Source organism: Mycobacterium sp. 3519A, assembly GCF_900240945.1.
Taxonomy (GTDB): domain Bacteria; phylum Actinomycetota; class Actinomycetes; order Mycobacteriales; family Mycobacteriaceae; genus Mycobacterium.
On sequence record NZ_OESG01000013.1, the window covers coordinates 1,524,788 to 1,544,350 of the forward strand.

Here is a 19,563-nt window from a genome sequence, read left to right on the forward strand (position 1 = left end):
CCCATCGCGGTTACCATCGGAGGAATGGTGTTGAGCCGCCGGCGGAAGTTTCTGGTGCTCGGCATCTGCTGTATGAGCGTGCTGATCGTCAGCATGGACACCACGATCGTCAACGTCGCGTTGCCGTCGATCAGTGAAGAGTTCGACGCCCCGATCTCCGCGTTGCAGTGGACCATCGACGCGTACGTCGTCGTGCTCGCCAGTTTCCTGTTGCTGTCCGGGTCGACCGCGGATCGGGTCGGTCGGCGCCGCACCTTCCAGATCGGGCTGACGATCTTCGTCGGCGCATCACTGCTGTGCAGCCTGGCCCCGTCGGTGGGTTGGCTGGTCGCCTTCCGGATGCTGCAGGCGCTCGGCGGATCGATGCTCAATCCGGTGGCGATGTCGATCATCACCAACGTCTTCACCGAACCACGCGACCGTGCCCGCGCGATCGGCCTCTGGGGCGGCGTGTTGGGGATCGGCATCGCTGTCGGTCCGCTTGTCGGCGGCATGCTCGTCGAACTGGTCGACTGGCGGGCCATCTTCTGGATCAACTTGCCGATAGGAGCGGTCGCGCTGGGCGCCGCGGCGCTGTTCGTTCCGGAATCCCGCTCACCGCGACCGCGCCGGATCGATCCGATCGGCCAGGTGGCGATGGTGGTGCTGTTGGCCAGTTGCGTCTACGCCATCATCGAGGGGCCGCATGCGGGTTGGGCTTCTGTGCAGACGCTTTCGCTGTTCGGCCTCGCTGTCGCCGCGCTCACCGTGCTGTTGATCCACGAACCGCGGCGCACCGACCCGCTGATCGAACTGCGGTTTTTCCGCAGTGTGCCGTTCGCCGGTGCGACGCTGATTGCGATCTGCGCCTTCGGTGCGTTCGGCGGTTTCCTGTTCATGAACACCCTTTACCTGCAGACGATTCGCGGGTTGTCGCCGATGCAGGCGGGCCTGTGCACCGTGCCGCTCGGCCTGACTGTGCTGCTGTGTTCGCCGTTGTCCGGCCGTGCCGTCGGCAGATTCGGCCCTCGGCCATCCTTGCTGCTTGCCGGAACGATGATCTGCATCGGCGCGACCATGCTGTTGTTCCTGCGCGTGCACACTCCGCTGGGTTTCGTGCTGGCCAGCTACCTCGCCTTCGGTGTGGGGCAGGGCACGGTGAACGCGCCGATCACCAACACCGCGGTATCGGGGATGCCACGCAGCCATGCAGGGGTGGCCGCCGCGGTCGCGACGACGAGTCGCAACATCGGCACCAGCCTCGGGGTCGCGATCGTCGGATCGATTCTGAGCTCGCACATTTCGGCTATGAACGCGTCGGCGTTCATCGCCGCGACCCGTCCGGCATTGGTTGTGATCGTCGGTTTCGGTTTGATGGTCTTCGTCGTCGGCGCGGCCACCACCGGTGCGAGGGCGCGGCGCACGACACAACGGATCGCCTATTTGTTCCCTGAGGGTGAGTCAGCGTGTGCCCTGGGCGGCGACCTCGGCGATACCCGCCGCGGCGCGCACCGGATCGAGGTAAACGCCGCCGGGCACCAACGGCCGCAATGAATCGTCGAGGTCATAGCGCAGCGGGACTCCAGTGGGAATGTGCAGCGCGCTCACCTGCTGCGGTGTCAGACCGTCCAGATGCATGCACATCGCCCGAAGCGAATTGCCATGCGCCACTACCAGGGTGGCGTGTCCTGCCGAGAGATCCGCGGCGATCGCGTCCTGCCAGTACGGCACGAGCCTGCGGCGCACCGCCGCCAGCGACTCGGTGGCGGGCAGTTCGTGCGCAGGCAACGCGGCATAACGCGGGTCCTGGCGGGGATGCTGCGGATGATCAGGGCTCAGCGCGGGCGGGGCCAGGTGATACGACCGTCGCCAGTCGGCGTAGATCTGTGCGCCGAACTCCCTGCGGACGTCGCTGCGGCGCCTGCCCTGCAACGCGCCGTAGTGGCGCTCGTTGAGTCGCCAGCTCCGTCGCACCGGAATGCCCGAATCGATCTCGGCGACAACGATATCGGCGGTCTCGACCGCGCGGGTCAGCAACGAGGTGTGCACGGTGCCGACGGAGATGCCCGCATCGCGGATCAAAGTGCCCGCCGCGGCGGCCTGATCACGGCCACGGTTGGTCAGCCCGAAGTCGAGCCAGCCGCCGAACACGTCGTCGGCGTTGGCGGTGCTCTCGCCGTGCCGGAGCAGCACCAGAACGCGGCTCATACCAGTGATTCCCCTCGTTCGAGTGCGCTGATCTGATCCACCCGCAACTGGTGGCGGCCGCCTTTGAACGCGGTGGTGAGCCACACCTGCAGGATGCGCTCGGCCAGGTCGGGGGCGACCACCTTGGCGCCCATCACCAGGACGTTGGCGTCGTTGTGGGCCCGCGCGATCTCGGCGGTGAAGACGCAGTGACACAGGGCGGCCCGCACGCCGGCAATTTTGTTCGCCGCGATCTGTTCACCGCAGCCGCTGCCGCCGAGGATCACGCCGAAGTCGTCGTCGCCGCCGACCACTCGGGATCCGACGTCCGCGCACAGCGGTGGGTAGTCGGCGATCTCGCCGGCGTCGTGTACTCCGCGATCGTCGACCTGGTGCCCGCGTTCGCGCAGCCACGCCGCAAGGCGCGACTTCATCGATACGGCGTTGTGGTCGGCGGCGATCGCGATGCGCATGTGTCGGTCCTAGAGGTCGCAACATCCAAGCAGTGGCCTTATGGTAACACCATAGGCCTTGAGCTACCCGTCCGTCGTCAGCTAAGGTAGAATGGTTAGACCATCACTTCAGTCCTGGAGATTGCATGCCGAAGGTCGTCTTCATCACCCTCGACGGTGCCCAGCGCGTCGTCGACGCCAATGCCGGTGAGTCGGTCATGTCCGTCGCCGTGCGCAACGGTATCCCCGGCATCATCGGCGAATGCGGGGGCAACTGCAGTTGCGCCACCTGCCACGTCTACGTCGACGACGAGTTCGCGTCGAGAGTCGGTGGCGCGAAGGACATGGAGGACGACCTTCTCGACCTCGGCGTCGCGGACCGACGGCAGACCAGCAGGCTGTCCTGCCAGATCGCGGTAACCGACGCGCTCGACGGCCTCACCGTCCACGTGCCCGCGGAGCAGTGACGATGCCGGCGGGCACCCTGATCATCGGGGCCAGTCAAGCGGGGCTGCAATTGGCGGTGTCGCTGCGCGATGCGGGTTCGACCGACCCGATCACCCTCGTCGGCGCCGAACCGTACGCGCCGTATCAACGGCCGCCGTTGTCGAAGGCCTATCTGCACGGCAACACCGAACTCGAGCAGCTGTGGCTGCGGGCCCCGGAGGTGCTTGCCGGGCAAGGCATCACGTTGATCACCGGCGAACGCGTCGAGAAGGTCGATCTGTACGCCGGTGGCCCACCGGGAACGGCGAGGACCGCCAGCGGGCGAGTACTCGACTTCGATCGGCTGGCGCTGACGGTCGGCGCGCGACCGCGGCAACTGACCGTGCCCGGTGCCAATCTCGACGGCGTCACCTATCTGCGCACCGCCGACGACGCGACGGTGCTGCGTGCGCTGCAGTCCGACGCCGAGTCGGTGGTGGTGATCGGCGGCGGCTTCATCGGACTCGAGGCCGCCGCGGTCGCCCGCACGCAGGGGAAGACGGTGACCGTCGTCGAGGCGGCCGACCGGCTGATCGGTCGCGCGGTGGCGCCAGTGGTGTCGGAGTTCTACCGCGACGCCCACATCGGCCGCGGCGTCGACGTCCGGATCGGCACGAAGGTGATTTCCCTTGGCGGCAAGCACAACCGGGTGCAGGTCGTCACGCTGGCCGACGGCAGCCAGATCCCCGCGGATCTGGTGATCGTCGGCATCGGCGTCGAACCGTGCACCGAACTGGCGCACCAACTCGGGCTCGCGTCCGCGGGCGGCATCGTCGTGGACAGGTTCGCCCGCACGAGCAATCCCACCGTGGTCGCCGCGGGCGACTGCACGGTACAGCCCCACCCACTCACCGGCGAGGGCCGGGTGCGGCTGGAATCGGTGCAGAACGCGATCAGTCAGGCCAAGACCGCGGCGGCGACCCTGATTGGCCAACGGGTACCGAACGAGGCCGTGCCGTGGTTCTGGTCGGACCAGTACGACCTCAAACTTCAAATCGCAGGCCTGTCAGCGGGACACGACGAGTACGTGGTGCGCGGCGACATCGCAGGCGAGTCCTTCTCGGTGCTGTACTACCGCGACGGCGCGCTCCTGGCGGTGGACGCCGTCAACATGCCGGGTGACTACATGGCGGTCCGCAAGGCGCTCAGCGTGGGCGCGACCATACATGCCGGCGCCGCGGCGGACAGCACGGTCGCGCTGCGTGAACTGATCGTTCCGCAGGCGATCGGCGCCTAGCCGGCGCGAGGCTGTAGTTACCGCGAGGAAGTGCGAGTGAGTCGCACGCTAACTACAGCCTCGCGGATCACTCGACGTCGGCGAACATCTCGTCGAGGTGGACGGGACGGGTCAAGATCCGTTGCGCCATGGCGAATTCCATCAACTGCTCGAGCATCGGGCGGTTCGCTTCGACGCCGTAGGGCAGCGGATCGGCTCCGGTCAGTTGCAGCACCGGCGAAAGCACGCGATCGGTGACGACGCCGTCGCGCAACTGGGCGACGTAGCGTTGTTTGGCCTCGCTAAACGCGTCGAACACCGCGCGCGCCACCTTCGGATAGCGCTGCAGCACGGAGTCTTTCACCACGATCAGATGGTTGATCGGGTAGAAGGCGCGCTCACGCAGGGCGCGGATGGCGGCGTCGTCCGGGTCTGGAATCAGCGGTGCGACGTCGGGGTGCTGCACGTCGACACCGATCACGGCGTCGATCTCGTTGTTGATCAGCATGTCCGCGAGGTCGCCGGTGGCCGGTTCCACGTTGGCGGGCGGCACGTACGACGCCACATGCTCGTCGCCGGACAGCACCCACCGCACACTCTGCAGGTCGACGCCGAACTCGCTGGCGAGGATGCCGCGGGCCCAGACGCCGGTGGTCACGGTGTAACCCCGGTTGACCCCGACGCGGCGACCCTCGAGGTCCTTCGGGTCGCGGATGCCCGACTTGGTGTTGTACCGGATCGCGCCGTGGTGGAAGCCTCGCACCAGGAAGATCGGCAGCGCCGTGAACGCGACGCCGTGCTCACGCGCGGTCAGATAGGTGGTCAGCGCCATCTCGCTGACGTCGAATTCCAGCGAGCGCACCATCCGGCGAAACCCCTTGACCAACACCGGAATCTCCTCGAAGGCAAACGAGAAGCCCGTCGGGGTCACCGAGCCGTCCTTGAGCGCCTGGTTGGCCCCCTGGGTTCGGGTGACTGTGGTCAACACAGGTTCAGCCATCGTTGGCCCTCCGTCCCTGGTCGTCGCGACCGCGGTTTGGTACATTGGCATGACCATAATGCCATACGGGCCGACGAAGGAGACAGATGGCACCGAGTGTTCTGGCCGCCGTGCGGGTCGCCCCCAGCACCACCGAAATCAGAGAGCTCCCGATGCCCGAGCTGTCCGACGATTCCGCCTTGCTCAAGGTCGAGGTCGCCGGCATCTGCGGCACCGATGTGAAGATGTACGCCAAACCGCCCTTCGACGATCCGGTGATCATGGGTCACGAGAACGTCGGCACCATCGCGGCGGCGGGGGAGAAGTTCAAGCAACTGCACGGCGTCACCGAAGGCGACCGCGTCTTCGTCGAGCACTATGTGGGCTGCTACAACTGCGAATGGTGCCGCATCGGTGAATACCGGCACTGTGAGGCCACCGACTGGCGCACGAACGCCGATGCCCGCCGGTACGGCTACACCTCGGCGGAGAACCCCGGCACGCTGTGGGGCGGCTTCTCCGAATACATGTACCTGCCGTGGAACGCCGTGCTGCACAAGGTTCCGGACAGGGTGAGCGCCGAACTGGCCGGCCTGGTGACCCCGCTGTCGAACGGCATCGAATGGGCGCTGCTGGCCGCGGGTGTCGGGTACGCCGACACGGTGCTGATCCAGGGGCCCGGTCAGCAAGGCCTCTCACAGGTGGTGGCCTGCAAGCAGGCGGGCGCGTCGAAGATCATTCTGACCGGCACGACGCGCGACAAGGCACGCCTCGACCTCGCCCTCGAACTCGGCGCCGACGACGTGATCGACATCGAGCAGGTCGACCCGCGCGAGGCCGTCATGGATCTCACCGGCGGCCGCGGCGTCGACTTCGTGCTGGACTGCACCTCGCGTGCCGGTGTCGGGCCGGTGCTGCTCGGCATCGATGTGCTCAAGCGCCGCGAGGGCACACTGCTGATCCAAGGTGAGCTGGCGGCGTTCCCCGACTTTCCGATCAAGCTGCTCACCGAGAAGGCGATCACCATCAAGAGCGCCCGCGGACACAGCTACCGCGCCTGCGAATTGGCGTTGCAGCAACTGGATTCGGGCCGCTTCCCGCTCGAGCGGCTGTCCACACATCAGTTCGGCCTCGACCAGGTGGACCGTGCGATCCGCGCGCTCGCCGGTGACACCGCAGACGAGGACGTCATCCACATTTCGCTGATGCCATGGCTGGGGAAGGACAAGTGAGCACGCCGACCGTCGTCCGCAATCCACCCCGACCCGACCCCGACGTCCGTGACGCCCTCGGCCAGTACGGGGTGGCCACGATCCACGAGGCGCAGGGCCGCACCGGTCTGGTCGCGCCGTACATGACGCCCATCTACACCGGAGCCAGGGTGTGCGGAAGCGCCGTCACAGTCAGCCTGCCGCCCGACGACAACTGGATGATCCATGTCGCCGTGGAACAGTGTCAGCCAGGCGACGTCCTGGTGGTCGCACCCGAATCACCCTCGGAATACGGTTATTTCGGTGAGTTGCTGGCAACGACGTTGGCGGCTCGCGGGGTGCGCGGCCTGGTGATCGACGCCGGCTGTCGCGATATCGCCGAGTTGACGGAGATGAAGTTCCCGGTGTGGTCCAAGTGCGTATCCGCGCAGGGCACGGTCAAGAAGCGCCTCGGCTCGGTGAACATCCCGGTAACGTGCGCAGGCGCCGCGGTCGAACCCGGCGACGTGATCATCGGCGACGACGACGGCGTGGTGGTGGTGCCGCGCGCGAAAGCCGCCGAGGTGCTGGCAGCGGCCAAGGCCAGAGAGGAGAAGGAGGCGCGTTCGCGCGAGCGCTATCAGCGCGGCGAGCTGTTCCTCGACATCAACGACATGCGAGGCGAACTCGAACGTCTCGGCCTTCGCTACGTCGACTACGAGCAGGCGTCGCAATGATCATCGACGTCCACGGCCACTACACAACGGCGCCTGCCGAACAGCAGCGGTTCCGCACCGATCAGCTCGCCGCGTTGGAGGACCCGTCGCTGCCACCGCCCGCCCCGGCGCGGATCACCGACGACGAGATCCGCGAAAGCATCGAGCGCAACCAACTGCGGCTGCTGCGTGAGCGCGGTGGAGATCTGATGCTGTTCTCGCCGAAGGCTTCCGGCATGGAGCACCACGTCACCGACCAGGCGACCGCCGTCGAGTGGGCCAGGGCGTCCAACGACCTCGTGCACCGGGTCGCCGAACTGTTCCCCGACTCCTTCGTCCCGGTGGCGCAGCTGCCGCAGACCCCCGACGGGGACCTCGGGCCTGTGGTCGACGAATTGCGGCGCTGTGTCGAGGAACTCGGCTTCGTCGGATGCAACGTCAATCCCGATCCCTCGGCCGGTTACTGGGCCACGCCGCCGATGACCGACGAGTACTGGTATCCGCTGTACGAGGCGATGGTGGAGCTCGAAGTGCCCGCCATGGTGCACGTCTCGACGTCGTGCAACCCCAACTTCCACACCCTCGGTGCGCACTACCTCAATGCCGACACCAGTGTCTTCATGCAATTCGTCCTGGCGGACCTCTTCGTGAAGTATCCGAGTTTGACCTTCGTCATTCCGCACGGGGGCGGGGCGGTGCCGTACCACTGGGGCAGGTACCGCGGGCTGGCGGAGCGGCTGGGCAGACCCGACCCCGCCGAGCTGCTACGCAACGTGTACTTCGACACCTGCGTCTACCACCAACCCGGAATCGATTTGCTGGCCAACGTGATTCCGGCGGAGAACATCCTGTTCGCCTCCGAGATGCTCGGCGCGGTACGAGGTGCCGACCCGGAGACCGGGGTGGCATGGGACGACACTTTGGTCTACGTCGAGAACCTCGCGCTGACGGACATCAACCGGCAAGCGATCGTCGAATTGAATGCCCGCCGCGCATACCCGCGTCTGCATCGGCGGCTCGCCGCCGCAGGAAGGTGAGTGGATGTCCAATCTGCATCTGACGTTCGCGTGCGGTGACTACGACCGCACCCGCGCGCTCGAGGACGGCAGCGTGCGTGCCGACGGCATCGACCTCACCTATCTTCGGCTGCCGGTGGAGGAGACGTTCTTCCGGATGCTGCGGCACCGCGAATTCGACGTCGCGGAGATGTCGCTGTCCACCTATGTCGCGACGCTGGACCGCGACGCGCGCCCGTTCGTCGCGCTTCCGGTGTTCACCTCGCGGATGTTCCGCCACGGCGGGGTGTACATCAACGCCGACGCCGGCATCTCGGTGCCATCGGACCTGCGCGGTAAGCGGGTGGCCTCCCCGGAGTTCCAGTTGACGGCGGGCGTGTGGATCAGAGGCATCCTCGCCGAACACCACGGCGTGCCAATCGATTCGGTCACCTACTTCACCGGCGGACAGGAGACACCGGGGCGTATCGAGAAGGGCAAGGTGGACACCGGACTCGACATCCGCCCGATACCGACAGGTGCCACACTTGCCAGGATGCTCGCCGACGGGGAGATCGACGCGTTGTACACGCCGCGGGTGCCCAGTCCGTTCCGCGACGGTGACAAGCGGGTCAAGCGGTTGTTCGAGGACGTGGTCGCCGTCGAGAGAGAGTACTTCGCGGCGACGCGGATCTTCCCGATCATGCACGTCGTCGTGCTCCGCGCCGAACTCTACGAACGGCATCGGTGGATCGCCCAGTCGCTGTACAAGGCGTGCCTGCGGGCGCGCGATCTGGCCTACGAACGCATCTACGATTCGTCGGCACTGCGGTTCATGGAGCCATGGCTGATCCAGCATCTCGAGGAGTCGCGCGAGTTGCTGGGCCGCGACTACTGGTCCTACGGCCTTGCTGACAACGAACACGTGCTCGACGCGTTCCTCGGCTATCACCACGCGCAAGGACTGTCCCGCAACCGGTATGAGCCCGCCGACCTGTTCGCACCGGAGACGACGGAAGCGTTCGTCATCTGATGCGTTCGACCGCCGAACGTGAACTTGTGCGCGAAAAACTCGCCAAATTTCGAGCGGTAACGAACGTTCGCGCGGAAAGGGTGGGCGAAAAACGGGGGGTTCACAGGAACGCGCCGGCATGATAGAAATCACACTGATGGTCTGAATGTCAGTCCATTCACAGTGGCAGATCATGAGGAGTGAGCCGTGAGAATCCGTTCGGCTAGCTATGTAGTGGTGGCTCTGGTGTTGCTCCTGACCGCGGCGTGCGGTAGCAGCCCGACCGCGTCCAACACCGGTTCCGCGCCGGCGGGCGCGACCGCGGCGCAACAGGTCTACGACCAGATCAACGGGCTGACCGGGGAGGAGCGCAGCAAGACGCTGCTCGACCTCGCCAAGAAGGACGGCACGCTGTCGCTGTACACGTCGAACACCGATATGGACGACGTCGTAAAGGCCTTCGAGGACAAGTACGGGCTGAAAGTCGAAACGTACCGGGCGAATTCGGAGACGGTGCTGCAGCGTGTGCTACAGGAGGCCAGCGCAAACTATCAGGGCGCGGACCTGGTGGAGACCAATGCAGGTGAGCTCAACGCCATGCAGCAACGGCAGCTGCTCTACCCGTACAAGGGCGAACTGCGGGACAAGGTCCGGCCGGAGGGCCGCAAGGACGGCTGGACGGCGGACCGCTTCAATGCGTTCGTGATCGGCTGGAACACCGCCAAGGTGCCTGCGGGCACGGAACCACAGTCGCTGCGCGACCTGACGGCACCGCAGTGGAAGGGCCGCATCGGCCTGGAACTCGGTGACGTGGACTGGTTCGCCGCGATGTACGAGTTCTACAAGTCGCAGGGCCAGTCCGACGACCAGATCATGAGCTTCTTCCACCAGCTGGGCGCGAATGCCAAGATCGCCAAGGGCCACACTGTGATGGGCGAACTGCTGGCCGCTGGCCAGTTCGACGTCGCGGTGTCGATCTACTCGCACACCGTCGACAACGCCGCCGAGAAGGGCGCGCCGGTGACTTGGCGAAAGGACGGCAAGCCGGTGCAACCGGTGGTGCTGCGGCCCAACGGCGCCGGTTTGATGAAGTCGGCCAAGCATCCCGCCGCTGCGCTGCTGTTCTTCGACTTCCTGCTGACCGACGGACAGAAGGCCATCGCCGGGGCGAACCGAATCGGTGCGATCCCGACTGCCGAGGACCCGCTGGCCGGCGTACAGACGGTCACCACGCCCGAAGAGGAACTGCTCAACAACGCCCAGAAGTGGAGTGACACGTACAAGAGCGTGACCGACGCGGGCGGCAAGACGTAACTCGCGAAAACGCAAGGGCAACACCACAACGGAAAGGTTGACGTGACCACGCATACCACCACGAAGGTCTCGCACTATCACGTGCAGAAGAAGCGACGGGCCGACTTCATCGAGGAGTGGCGCAGCTACCAGAAGACGGTTGTCGCCCTCGAAGACGTGACCATGGTCGAGACCGAGCGGGGGACCCGCATCGGTGTGTATGTCGGTGCCGACGGCGATCGGCCGACCCGCTCGATGGACGCCCTCGCCCACGAGTTCGACCCCGGCGTGGTGTCCACCATCCATCGGCATTCGTGGGACGCCATGGTCCTGGTGGTGGCAGGTCACGGCTGGACCGAGATCGACGGTCAGCGAATCGACTGGGGCCCAGGCGATTCGCTGCACATACCCGCGTGGGCCTGGCACCGGTCCGGCAACGACGGGGACGTCACCGCGCGTTACCTGACGTTCTCCAGCGAGCCGCTGCTGGAGACGATGGGCATGTCGGTCATCGAGGACGCCGGACACACGCCGGTCAGCGAATTGCCGGGCCGGCCGGCCTATTCCGCGGAGGTCACTGGCGACGACCCGTACGCCCGGCGGATCCGCAGGCTGGCCCGCGATCAGCGGGCCCGCCGCTCGGGACGGCTGCATACCGACTGGGACGAACTCGAGTTGCTGCCCACCCCGCGCGGCACCCGCACGACGTTCCTGCTCGACCGCGCGAACGGCTATCAAGCGTCGGGCATCTCGATGGCGATGTTCGAAATCGGGCCCGGCCGCGGCCAGTCGATGCACCGGCATGCCGGTGAGGCGTGGCTGTACGTCCTCGAAGGCGCCGGCCACAGCTATCTCGGCACCGAACCCGAAGGCGGCACGGACTACCCGTGGAAGAAGGGCGACCTCATAGTCGTCGACCACTTCCTGTGGCACCAGCACTTCAACGATGATCCGGAGAAGACCGCGAAAGTCGTGCGGATCCACATGTTCGACAGCCTGCTCGACACCATGCGGGTGCTGATGGATCCAATGGTGCTCTTCGAGGAGCCGCCGGAGCACATCAGGGATGCGCAAGCCGGTGACATCAGCACCGTCGACTGGCCGGAGGTGAGGCGGCCGACATGGCCGTGACGCCAAAAGCGCTGCCGCCCGGGGTGTTGTCCGTCCACGTGCTGCCCGCCGATCATCACGACGGGCCGTGGGACCACATCCTCACCGCACCTGGTGTGAAGGAGCGCTTGCTCAACCACGCGCTGCTGACGCTGCTGCATGGGCCCGCACTGGCCACCCTGGCCGGGCTGCCACACGGTCTGATCATCCTGTCCGGTCCGCCGGGTACCGGTAAGACGACGTTGGCCCGCGGGCTCGCGCAGATGGCGGCGCGGTCGGTGGCACCGCGCGGTGCGACGACGTACGTCGAGATCGACCCACACGCCTTTCCCAGCGAGCTGTTGGGCGAAAGTCAGCGCAATATCACGCAATTGATGACGGACACGATTCCGGAGCTCGCGGCGCGGCGCCCGCATACGATCGTGCTCATCGACGAGGTGGAGAGCTTCGCGGTGCGCCGGTCGGCCGCGTCGTTCGGCGCCAACCCGGTCGACGTGCATCGCGCCACCGATGCGCTGCTGGCCGGGATCGACGCCGTCGCCGCCGATCTGCCGCGAGTGTTGTTCGTCGCGACGACCAATTTCACCGACGCCGTCGACGAGGCGTTTCTGTCGCGCGCGGATCTGGTGCTGCGGCTGTCGCTGCCGGACACCACGACGATCGGGCAGATCATTCGGCACAGCCTGCAGGAGCTGGCGGTGCTGTGGCCGGGAGTGCGCCCGCTGGCCAACGACGACGGTCTGCACGCCAAGCTCGCCGACGCGTGCGCGGGTCTGGACGGGCGCCGGGTGCGCAAGCTGATGCTGTCGGCGTTGGCGCTGCGCCAGGAGGTCACGCGCGACCCGAACGAGCTCGCCGCGGACGACTTGCTCACCGCGGTCGAATACCTCACGACGGAGTCCGTCGACGCCTGAGTCAGGAAGGAACGAGCCGATGGGCCTTCGACATCGACCTGCACGGGGGATGGCGGTGGTTGCCATCGGTCTGGCGGCCACGCTGATCGCGGCATGTGGCGCACCGCCCCACTCCGGGTCTGACGATCGCCAGGCGGCGCCGACCACGAGCAAGCCGTGGGACGGGCTTACCGGGACGCAACGCGAAGACGCGCTCGTCGCGGCCGCGAAGGCCGAAGGCGAACTGACCGTGTACTCGGCGTTCAACGACGAGCAGGCGATGGCCGACGCGTTCACGAAGAAGTACGGCATCAAAGTCAACGTCTACAACGCGAACTCCGAGACCGTCCTGCAACGCGTCGTACAGGAGGCCACCGCGCACAAGCTGACCAACGATGTGCTGGTGGCGCCGGCCACCGATATGACGGCGGTGGAATCCAAGGGCCTGCTTGGTGATTACCGCTCGCCATACCGCGATGCGATGCCCGACGCGGGCAAGTCGACGGGATGGACCGGAGTGCGGCGGCTGGCGTTCGTTGCCGGCTACAACACCGGAAAGCTGACGGCCACCGATCTGCCCGCTGATTACGCCGGTTTCGCCGATCCGAAGTGGAACGGTCGAATCAGCATGGAGTACAGCGATATCGACTGGTACGCGACCGTGCGACGGTATTACCAGCAGCGGGGCATGTCGGACGACGACATCTCGACGATGTTCCGAAAGATCGCGGCGAACTCCAAGACCGCCAAAGGCCATACGGTGCAGGCCGAACTGCTGGCCGCGGGCCAGTTCGACGTGGCGCTGTCGGTATACACGCAGTCGGTCAACCGACTCGTCGACAAGGGCGCGCAGGTGGCCTTCGGTGAGGGCACCGGCCACATCGTCTCCCCGGTGGTGGTCAGATACGACGCAGGCGGCGTGATGGGCGGCACCGACAATCCCGCCGGGGCGGCGCTGTATCTGGACTTTCAACTCGGGCCTGACGGTGCCGCGGTCGACCAGCAGTTGCGCGCGCTGCCGCCACTGCCAACGGCGCACGATCCGTTGGCCGGCGCGCAGGTAATCGATCTGGACGTCGCCGACTTGGTGGCAAACCGCGCCAAGATCGCCGACGAGTACAACCAGTTGGTAACGGGATCCTGAGCAGGACAAGATGATCCGGTGAAAGAGGAACACAGCATATGTGTGTAGAGCCGAAAGGTGTCCCGCCCCTGCGCACCGCCGACGTGCGCGGGCCGAGTGATCGAATCCCGCCGGGCGAGCTGACCCGGTTGGGGTCGGACTCCTACGGTTGGGTGGCCATCCCCAACGACGTCGATGCGGCGCTGCCGATCGTCGTCATTTGCCATGAGCGCTACGGCGTCGTGCGCCACACCGTCGAACTCACCGAGAAGTTCGCAGGTGCCGGATTCGCCTCGGTGGCACCGGATTTCTTTGCCGACATGGACCTGTCCGGTGAACACGAGCGACTGCCCGACATCAGTGACGCCGCAGCGCTGCGTCACCTCGACGCGGCGGCGTCATACGTCCGCGGCCTCGATCCCCGTCTCAGCGGGACACCCATCGCCGTCGTCGGAATCTGTCGAACCGGCAGCTACGGGATCGTCGCCGACGCAGCTCGCGACGACGTCGCCGCCGCGGTGCTGCTCTACGGCGGCGCGCAACCACGGGAGTACGAGATCGGCGAACTGCGCACGACGCCGTATGTGGAGCTGATCAAGGCCGGTACAGCGCCGGTGCTGGGGATCTGGGGAGAAAAGGACCACACCATGTCCGTCGAGCACGTCCGGCGGTTGCGTGACGATCTCGAAGACGCCCGGCGCAGTTACGACTTCGCGCTGTACCAGGACCTGCCGCACGGCTGGCTCAACGACACGATGCCCGGCCGGTTCCGCGCGGAGCAGGCCCGCGAAACCTTCGAGCTGATGGTGTCGTGGCTGCGAACGGTCACCTCGAAGCAGCAATCAGGGCAGGTGCGCTGGCGCTTCACGTCGACCATCGCCGACGATTACGACTTCGCCAGCAACACGCGTCAACACTGAGTTCACAACATGTTTGGAGTTCGATAGCCAATGATTCACTACGATTACCGCGCCACCGGTCTTGTCGTGTTCGACATGCTGGAGGCCTACCGAGAGCCCATCGAGGCCGCCGGGTCCATCGGCCCGACGAAGCGGTTGATCGAGGCGTGCCGCACGGTTGGGGTGCCGATCTTCTACGCCCGTGCCGACCATCGCGCGGACGGCGCCGATTTCGCCCGAACCATCGCCGACACCGACAGCCACTTCCGGCCGTGGGGGCCGGACAACCCGTACCAACCGTTGCCTGCGCACGCCTCGGGGTCACCGGCGCTGTCGGTGCTGGCCGAGATCGCGCCGCAACCGGGGGACTACGACGTGCCCAAGCACCGTTGGTCGGCGTTTCACGGAACGCATCTGGAACTCTCGCTGCGCAGCCGCGACATCGACACGATCCTGCTCGTTGGTGGCTCGGTGCACGTCGGCATCGCGTCCACCGCGTACGACGCCCGCGATATGGATTTCCAGATCACCATCATCCCGGAGTGCTGTCACGGTTTCGCCGAGCAGCGGACCTTCTTCATGGAGAAGGTGTTCCCCAGGATGTGCAATGTGCGCCCGCTCGAGGACGTGATCGCCGGGCTGACGCCCGCGGTGCCTAGTGTGGCTGGACATCGGTTGTGACGCCGCTTACCATGCTAATGGTAAAACCATTCTACAGTTGAAGGTTCGTCGAAGGAGAACAGTATGGGGAAGAAGGGCCGCGTATTCGTCCGCGGACTGACCTCGCAGACCTATGGGCTCGGTGAATTCCGGCGCCAGCAACTGGAGGTCGAGCGGGTTCGCGACGATGCGTTCGTCGTCGACGACGCCAAGGTCGCCCACTCCGGAGACAGCGAACAATCACGGACCTGGTGGCGAATCGGCCCCGGTGACGAGGATTTCCTCACCCAGACCATCCAGGTTCACTTCGTGGAGCTTCCGCCGCAGTCGTCCAACCACGGCCACGGCCACCAGAACGAAGCGGCGTTCTACATCCTCGAAGGCCGCGGCTACGAGATCCACGACGACCAGCGCTACGACTGGGCCAAGGACGATCTGGTCTACGTGCACACCGACTCGGTGCACCGGCACTTCAACCCGTATGACGAGAAGGCGCTTGCCCTGGTCGTCAAGGCGAAGTGCACCTGGATGTTCATGGGCCTGATCCAGCAGGGCCGCAGCGGGCCGGTCGACAACGAGGCCGCGTTCGGGCCGCGCGAGGACTGGTCGCGGATCTGGACTCCTGGCGTGCTGGATCGCAAGAAGGTGATCAGCCCGGCGGACACGGTCTGGGAGCAGACCCCGTTGGGGCGGGTGCGGACCATCGCCTCGCCGGAGCGCACCGACGGCAGGATCTTCAGCATCGACGCCTTCGAACTCGAGATCGAGGCCGGTGGCCACTCCGGCAAGTACTGGAAGATGGCCGACGAGGTGTACTACGTGCTGTCCGGCGGCGGTTATGCGCTGCAGTGGGAGGTCGAGGCGGAGATCGCCGAGAAGTACTACGCGCGTATCGCTTTGGAGCCGAAGCGGTATGAGATCAAGCAGGGCGACACCCTGTACGTGCCGCAGAACCACGTGTGCCAGCTCTTCGCGGCAGACGGCACGCCGCTGCGGCTGTTCAACGCGCAGAACCGGGTGTTCAAGCACCTCGGCTACGACAACACGCACTTCTTCGAGCCCGCCTCTGCCGCTGACAAGCCGGCAGGCGAATTGGCGGACGCGACGGCCTGACCCCAGGCCTGATCCCCAGCTCGACCCGAGACTTCGGTCCGGCGGCTTGCCCTCACCGGCCGCCGGACCGAACTCCAACGCGCTGGTCGCCCTTGGGCGGCACAGTGCGTTTTCTGCTATCCAGAATTTGGTGGATATTTCTGTTCGTGCAGCAGACAATATTTCGGTGAAGGACTTCACAGGAGCCTTCTAACATGATAGGAATCACACTAATGGTCATACAATAAGTCCAGAGATTGCCGAAGACCCATCAGCCCAAAGCTCAGCGATCGACAGGCCGTCAACGGGGCCAGAATCCGGCGCAGGCGCCGGCGGACATTGAACAGTGAGGACTCGAGGCACATGACATTTCGACACGGTCATCTGGTGGCGGCCGTAGGCCTGACGCTGGCCCTTGTCTCATGCGGAGCGCCGCCGACCGCGCCGCCAAGCGGGTCGGGGCAGAACAACGGCGCCTCGAAATTCCAGCAGTACGAAGGCCTCAAGGGGCAGCAACGCCGCGACACCTTGCTCAAGGATGCGAAGGCCGAAGGCGAAGTGTCGGTGTACACGTCGATGACGAGTGACGTTGCCAACGCGGTCACGAAGGCGTTCTCCGACCAGACCGGCGTCAAGGTCAACCTGTACCGCGCCGACTCGGAAACCGTGCTGCAACGCATCCTGCAGGAGGCCAGGGCCAACCACGCAGGCGCCGACGTCGTCGAAACCGACGCGCTGGAGATGGCGTCGCTGGGTAAGGAGCAACTGGTGGAGCCCTACACCGGCGAACGTCGCGACCTGGTGGGCCAGGAGGGCAAGTTCGACAACTGGACGGCCGACCGTTACAACCTGTTCGCCCCCAGCTGGAACACTACGAAAGTGCCCGCGGGCGACCAGCCGAAGTCGTGGGAAGACCTGGCCAGCCCGAAGTGGGACGGTGCGCTCGCGATGGAGCTCAACGACTACGACTGGTATCTGACGCTCTACGAGTACTGGCAGCAACACGGTAAGAGCGACGCTGACATCGACAAGATCTTCGCCGATATGGCCAATGGCGCGAAGGTGGTCAAGGGCCACACCGTGATGGGCGAAATGCTTTCGGCCGGACAGTATTCGGTGGCCGCGTCAAACTACAGCTACATCGTGCAGAAGGCGGTGAACAAGGGCGCGCCGGTGGCCTACCAACCGTTCGTGCAACCGGTGATCGCCCGTCCGCAGGGTGCCGCCCCGCTGAAATCCGCCCCGCATCCCGCCGCTGCATTGCTTTTCCAGGACTGGCTGTTCACCGAGGGCCAGCAAGTGTTCGTCGATCAGGGCCTGACCCCGTCGATCGAGCCGGCGAACCTGAAGGACCCGTTGGAAGGCATCGAGGTCATTCCCGTCGACGTCAAACAGCTTCTGGACAAGCAGAAGGAGTGGAGCGACCGCTACGAGGCCCTGCTGTCCCGAAGCGACAAGATCGGCGGCTGAGCGCCGCCCGACCCGGCCAGCCCGACGCATTGAGGTGAATACATGACGACTGCCACACCGACTCGGCCGGCCGCCCCGGCACCCTCGGTCGGTCCCGTGCCGACCGAGCCCGGCCGCTGGCGGCGCTTCCTGCCCAACACGAAGTTCCTGACTCTCGGCGTGGTGACACTCGTCATCGCATATCTGGCGCTCGTGCCGCTGTACTACCTGTTCTGGGGAACGTTCTTCGACGCAACGGGGTTCACGTTCTCGGGTTTCGAACGCGCATACGGCAACCACCAGATCTTCGACCTGGTCGGCAACTCCTTGTTGTTCGCAGTGGGGGCGGCGGCGGTGTCGCTGGTGCTCGGCACCGGGCTGGCGTATCTGAACGTTCGCACCGACGTACCGTTCAAGGCGCTGTTCTTCGCGGCATCGATCATCCCCCTGGTGATACCGGGCATCCTCTACACGATCGCGTGGATCCTGTTGGGCAGCCCCGATATTGGACTGATCAACCACTACCTGGAGCCGGTTTTCGGGCGCGCGGTGATCGACGTGTTCAGCATCTGGGGGATGATCTGGGTCGAGGGCCTGCAACTGTCGCCGATCGTCTTCCTGCTCATGGTCGCCTCGTTCCGCTCGATGGACCCGTCACTTGAAGAGTCGGCGTTGATGTCGGGCGCAGGCCGGTGGACCGTCTTCCGTAAGGTCACCGTGCCGCTGGCCCGCCCCGCGATCGTGGCCGCGATCCTGATCATGGTGGTGCGCAGCCTGGAGAGCTTCGAGGTGCCGGCACTGTTGGGTCTGCAGAATGGCACCTATGTGTTCACCAGCCGGATCTATTTCGTGCTGCGGGATTATCCGCCGGACCTGTCGGCGGCGGGCGCATTGGCGATCGGCCTGCTGATCATCGCCGTGCTCGGCGTCGCGATCTCCAACTTCGCCGGACGCGCCAGCAAGAACTACCAGACGGTGACGGGCAAGGGATTTCGGCCCCGGCCAATGGAACTCGGCAAGTGGCGGCCGGTGGCAGGCGTGCTGATCGTCGGCTATTTCCTACTGACCGTCATCGCGCCGCTGCTGGTGCTGCTGTACACCTCGCTGCTGAAGTTCTACGCGCCGCCGTCGAAGGACACGTTCAAGTCCATGACGCTGGAGAACTACCGGGCGCTGGCACACACCGCGGACGCCGTCACGGCGCTGAAGAACTCGCTGATCCTCGGGCTGTCGTCGGCGACGCTGGTGATGGCGGTGATGGCGGTGGCCGCGTGGATCGTGGTGCGCTCGAAGATCCGCGGTCGAAAGATCTTGGACGGGTTGGCTTTCATGCCGCTGGTGGTGCCCGGCCTCGTGATGGGTCTTGCGCTGAGCTTCGTCTACCTGCGCAGCCCCATCCCGATCTACGGAACGCTGTTCATCCTGCTGATCTCCTACTGCACCCGGTACCTGCCGTACGGCATGCGGTACTCGGTGACCTCGATGCAGCAGATCTCCAACGAACTGGAGGAGTCGGCGATGGTGAACGGCGCCAGTTGGTGGCAGACGTTCCGCCGGGTGCTGCTTCCGCTGCTGATGCCGGGACTGGTTGCGGGCTGGATCTACATCCTCGTCGTTTCGTTCCGCGAGCTGTCCAGTTCAATCCTGTTGTACAGCCCAGGAAACGAAGTGCTGTCCATCCTGATCTTCGAGCAGTTCGAGAACGGCCAATTCACCGTCTTGTCCGCGCTCGGTGTCGTCATGGTGCTGACGCTGGTCGTGTTGGTCACCGTCGCTTACAAGCTCGGGGCCAAGGTCGGCCTCAAGCAGGATTGATCTGGTTGGAAAGGAAC

19 protein-coding genes are annotated in these 19,563 nt (G+C 65.5%); 16 read left to right on the top strand and 3 right to left on the bottom strand.

Annotated elements, in window-relative coordinates; translation table 11 throughout:
- The first annotated feature begins 24 nt into the window (after positions 1-24).
- Positions 25-1,533, top strand: a complete 1,509-nt coding sequence (locus C1A30_RS15220) for an MFS transporter (protein WP_101949078.1) — start codon at positions 25-27, stop codon at positions 1,531-1,533.
- Here C1A30_RS15220 and C1A30_RS15225 read toward each other — a convergent pair.
- Positions 1,441-2,196 carry a 2,3-diphosphoglycerate-dependent phosphoglycerate mutase gene (locus C1A30_RS15225; RefSeq protein WP_235010075.1) on the bottom strand — a complete coding sequence of 252 codons (756 nt, stop codon included), beginning with the start codon at positions 2,194-2,196 and terminating at the stop codon, positions 1,441-1,443. The two genes, C1A30_RS15220 and C1A30_RS15225, sit on opposite strands and share 93 nt — an antisense overlap.
- Positions 2,184-2,639: an RpiB/LacA/LacB family sugar-phosphate isomerase gene (locus C1A30_RS15230; RefSeq protein ID WP_101949080.1), complete on the bottom strand. Its 456-nt coding sequence runs from the start codon at positions 2,637-2,639 to the stop codon at positions 2,184-2,186. Before C1A30_RS15230 ends, C1A30_RS15225 begins: the two co-directional genes overlap by 13 nt.
- 125 nt (positions 2,640-2,764) lie before the next feature.
- Between C1A30_RS15230 and C1A30_RS15235 the strand changes: the two genes are divergently transcribed.
- Together C1A30_RS15235 and C1A30_RS15240 are read left to right on the top strand one after the other, a co-directional pair.
- Positions 2,765-3,085: a 2Fe-2S iron-sulfur cluster-binding protein gene (locus C1A30_RS15235; RefSeq protein ID WP_101949081.1), complete on the top strand. Its 321-nt coding sequence runs from the start codon at positions 2,765-2,767 to the stop codon at positions 3,083-3,085.
- Between the two features lie 2 nt (positions 3,086-3,087).
- Positions 3,088-4,341 carry an NAD(P)/FAD-dependent oxidoreductase gene (locus tag C1A30_RS15240; RefSeq protein WP_101950219.1) on the top strand — a complete coding sequence of 418 codons (1,254 nt, stop codon included), beginning with the start codon at positions 3,088-3,090 and terminating at the stop codon, positions 4,339-4,341.
- A gap of 67 nt (positions 4,342-4,408) precedes the next feature.
- Here the strand turns inward: C1A30_RS15240 and C1A30_RS15245 are convergent, their stop codons facing one another.
- A complete protein-coding gene (locus C1A30_RS15245; protein WP_101950220.1) occupies positions 4,409-5,320 on the bottom strand; it encodes a 4,5-dihydroxyphthalate decarboxylase in 912 nt (303 codons plus the stop codon).
- Between the two features lie 86 nt (positions 5,321-5,406).
- On the opposite strand from C1A30_RS15245, the gene C1A30_RS15250 reads away from it, so the two are divergent.
- From C1A30_RS15250 to C1A30_RS15310, 13 genes are all read left to right on the top strand, one after another.
- On the top strand, positions 5,407-6,531 hold the full coding sequence (locus tag C1A30_RS15250; RefSeq protein WP_101949082.1) for a zinc-binding dehydrogenase: 1,125 nt from the start codon (positions 5,407-5,409) through the stop codon (positions 6,529-6,531).
- Positions 6,528-7,226 carry a 4-carboxy-4-hydroxy-2-oxoadipate aldolase/oxaloacetate decarboxylase gene (locus C1A30_RS15255; RefSeq protein WP_235009915.1) on the top strand — a complete coding sequence of 233 codons (699 nt, stop codon included), beginning with the start codon at positions 6,528-6,530 and terminating at the stop codon, positions 7,224-7,226. The genes C1A30_RS15250 and C1A30_RS15255 overlap by 4 nt, the downstream gene beginning before the upstream one ends.
- Complete coding sequence (locus C1A30_RS15260) at positions 7,223-8,242, top strand: amidohydrolase family protein (protein ID WP_101949084.1); 1,020 nt, start codon at positions 7,223-7,225, stop codon at positions 8,240-8,242. The genes C1A30_RS15255 and C1A30_RS15260 overlap by 4 nt, the downstream gene beginning before the upstream one ends.
- A gap of 4 nt (positions 8,243-8,246) precedes the next feature.
- Positions 8,247-9,233 carry a 4,5-dihydroxyphthalate decarboxylase gene (locus C1A30_RS15265; protein ID WP_101950221.1) on the top strand — a complete coding sequence of 329 codons (987 nt, stop codon included), beginning with the start codon at positions 8,247-8,249 and terminating at the stop codon, positions 9,231-9,233.
- 186 nt (positions 9,234-9,419) lie between these two features.
- Complete coding sequence (locus tag C1A30_RS15270) at positions 9,420-10,526, top strand: ABC transporter substrate-binding protein (RefSeq protein WP_142392613.1); 1,107 nt, start codon at positions 9,420-9,422, stop codon at positions 10,524-10,526.
- A 42-nt stretch (positions 10,527-10,568) separates the two neighbouring features.
- On the top strand, positions 10,569-11,636 hold the full coding sequence (locus tag C1A30_RS15275) for a cupin domain-containing protein (protein ID WP_101949086.1): 1,068 nt from the start codon (positions 10,569-10,571) through the stop codon (positions 11,634-11,636).
- Positions 11,627-12,529: an AAA family ATPase gene (locus C1A30_RS15280; RefSeq protein ID WP_101949087.1), complete on the top strand. Its 903-nt coding sequence runs from the start codon at positions 11,627-11,629 to the stop codon at positions 12,527-12,529. Before C1A30_RS15275 ends, C1A30_RS15280 begins: the two co-directional genes overlap by 10 nt.
- Positions 12,530-12,548: 19 nt before the next feature.
- Positions 12,549-13,652 carry an extracellular solute-binding protein gene (locus C1A30_RS15285; protein ID WP_101949088.1) on the top strand — a complete coding sequence of 368 codons (1,104 nt, stop codon included), beginning with the start codon at positions 12,549-12,551 and terminating at the stop codon, positions 13,650-13,652.
- A gap of 38 nt (positions 13,653-13,690) precedes the next feature.
- Complete coding sequence (locus C1A30_RS15290; RefSeq protein ID WP_101949089.1) at positions 13,691-14,551, top strand: dienelactone hydrolase family protein; 861 nt, start codon at positions 13,691-13,693, stop codon at positions 14,549-14,551.
- A gap of 30 nt (positions 14,552-14,581) precedes the next feature.
- Entirely contained in the window at positions 14,582-15,211 is a 630-nt protein-coding gene (locus C1A30_RS15295; protein ID WP_101949090.1) for an isochorismatase family protein, read from the top strand.
- 63 nt (positions 15,212-15,274) lie between these two features.
- Positions 15,275-16,303, top strand: a complete 1,029-nt coding sequence (locus C1A30_RS15300; RefSeq protein ID WP_101949091.1) for a cupin domain-containing protein — start codon at positions 15,275-15,277, stop codon at positions 16,301-16,303.
- Between the two features lie 342 nt (positions 16,304-16,645).
- On the top strand, positions 16,646-17,752 hold the full coding sequence (locus tag C1A30_RS15305) for an ABC transporter substrate-binding protein (RefSeq protein WP_101949092.1): 1,107 nt from the start codon (positions 16,646-16,648) through the stop codon (positions 17,750-17,752).
- A 42-nt stretch (positions 17,753-17,794) separates the two neighbouring features.
- Positions 17,795-19,546 carry an iron ABC transporter permease gene (locus tag C1A30_RS15310; protein WP_101949093.1) on the top strand — a complete coding sequence of 584 codons (1,752 nt, stop codon included), beginning with the start codon at positions 17,795-17,797 and terminating at the stop codon, positions 19,544-19,546.
- Positions 19,547-19,563 lie beyond the last annotated feature (17 nt).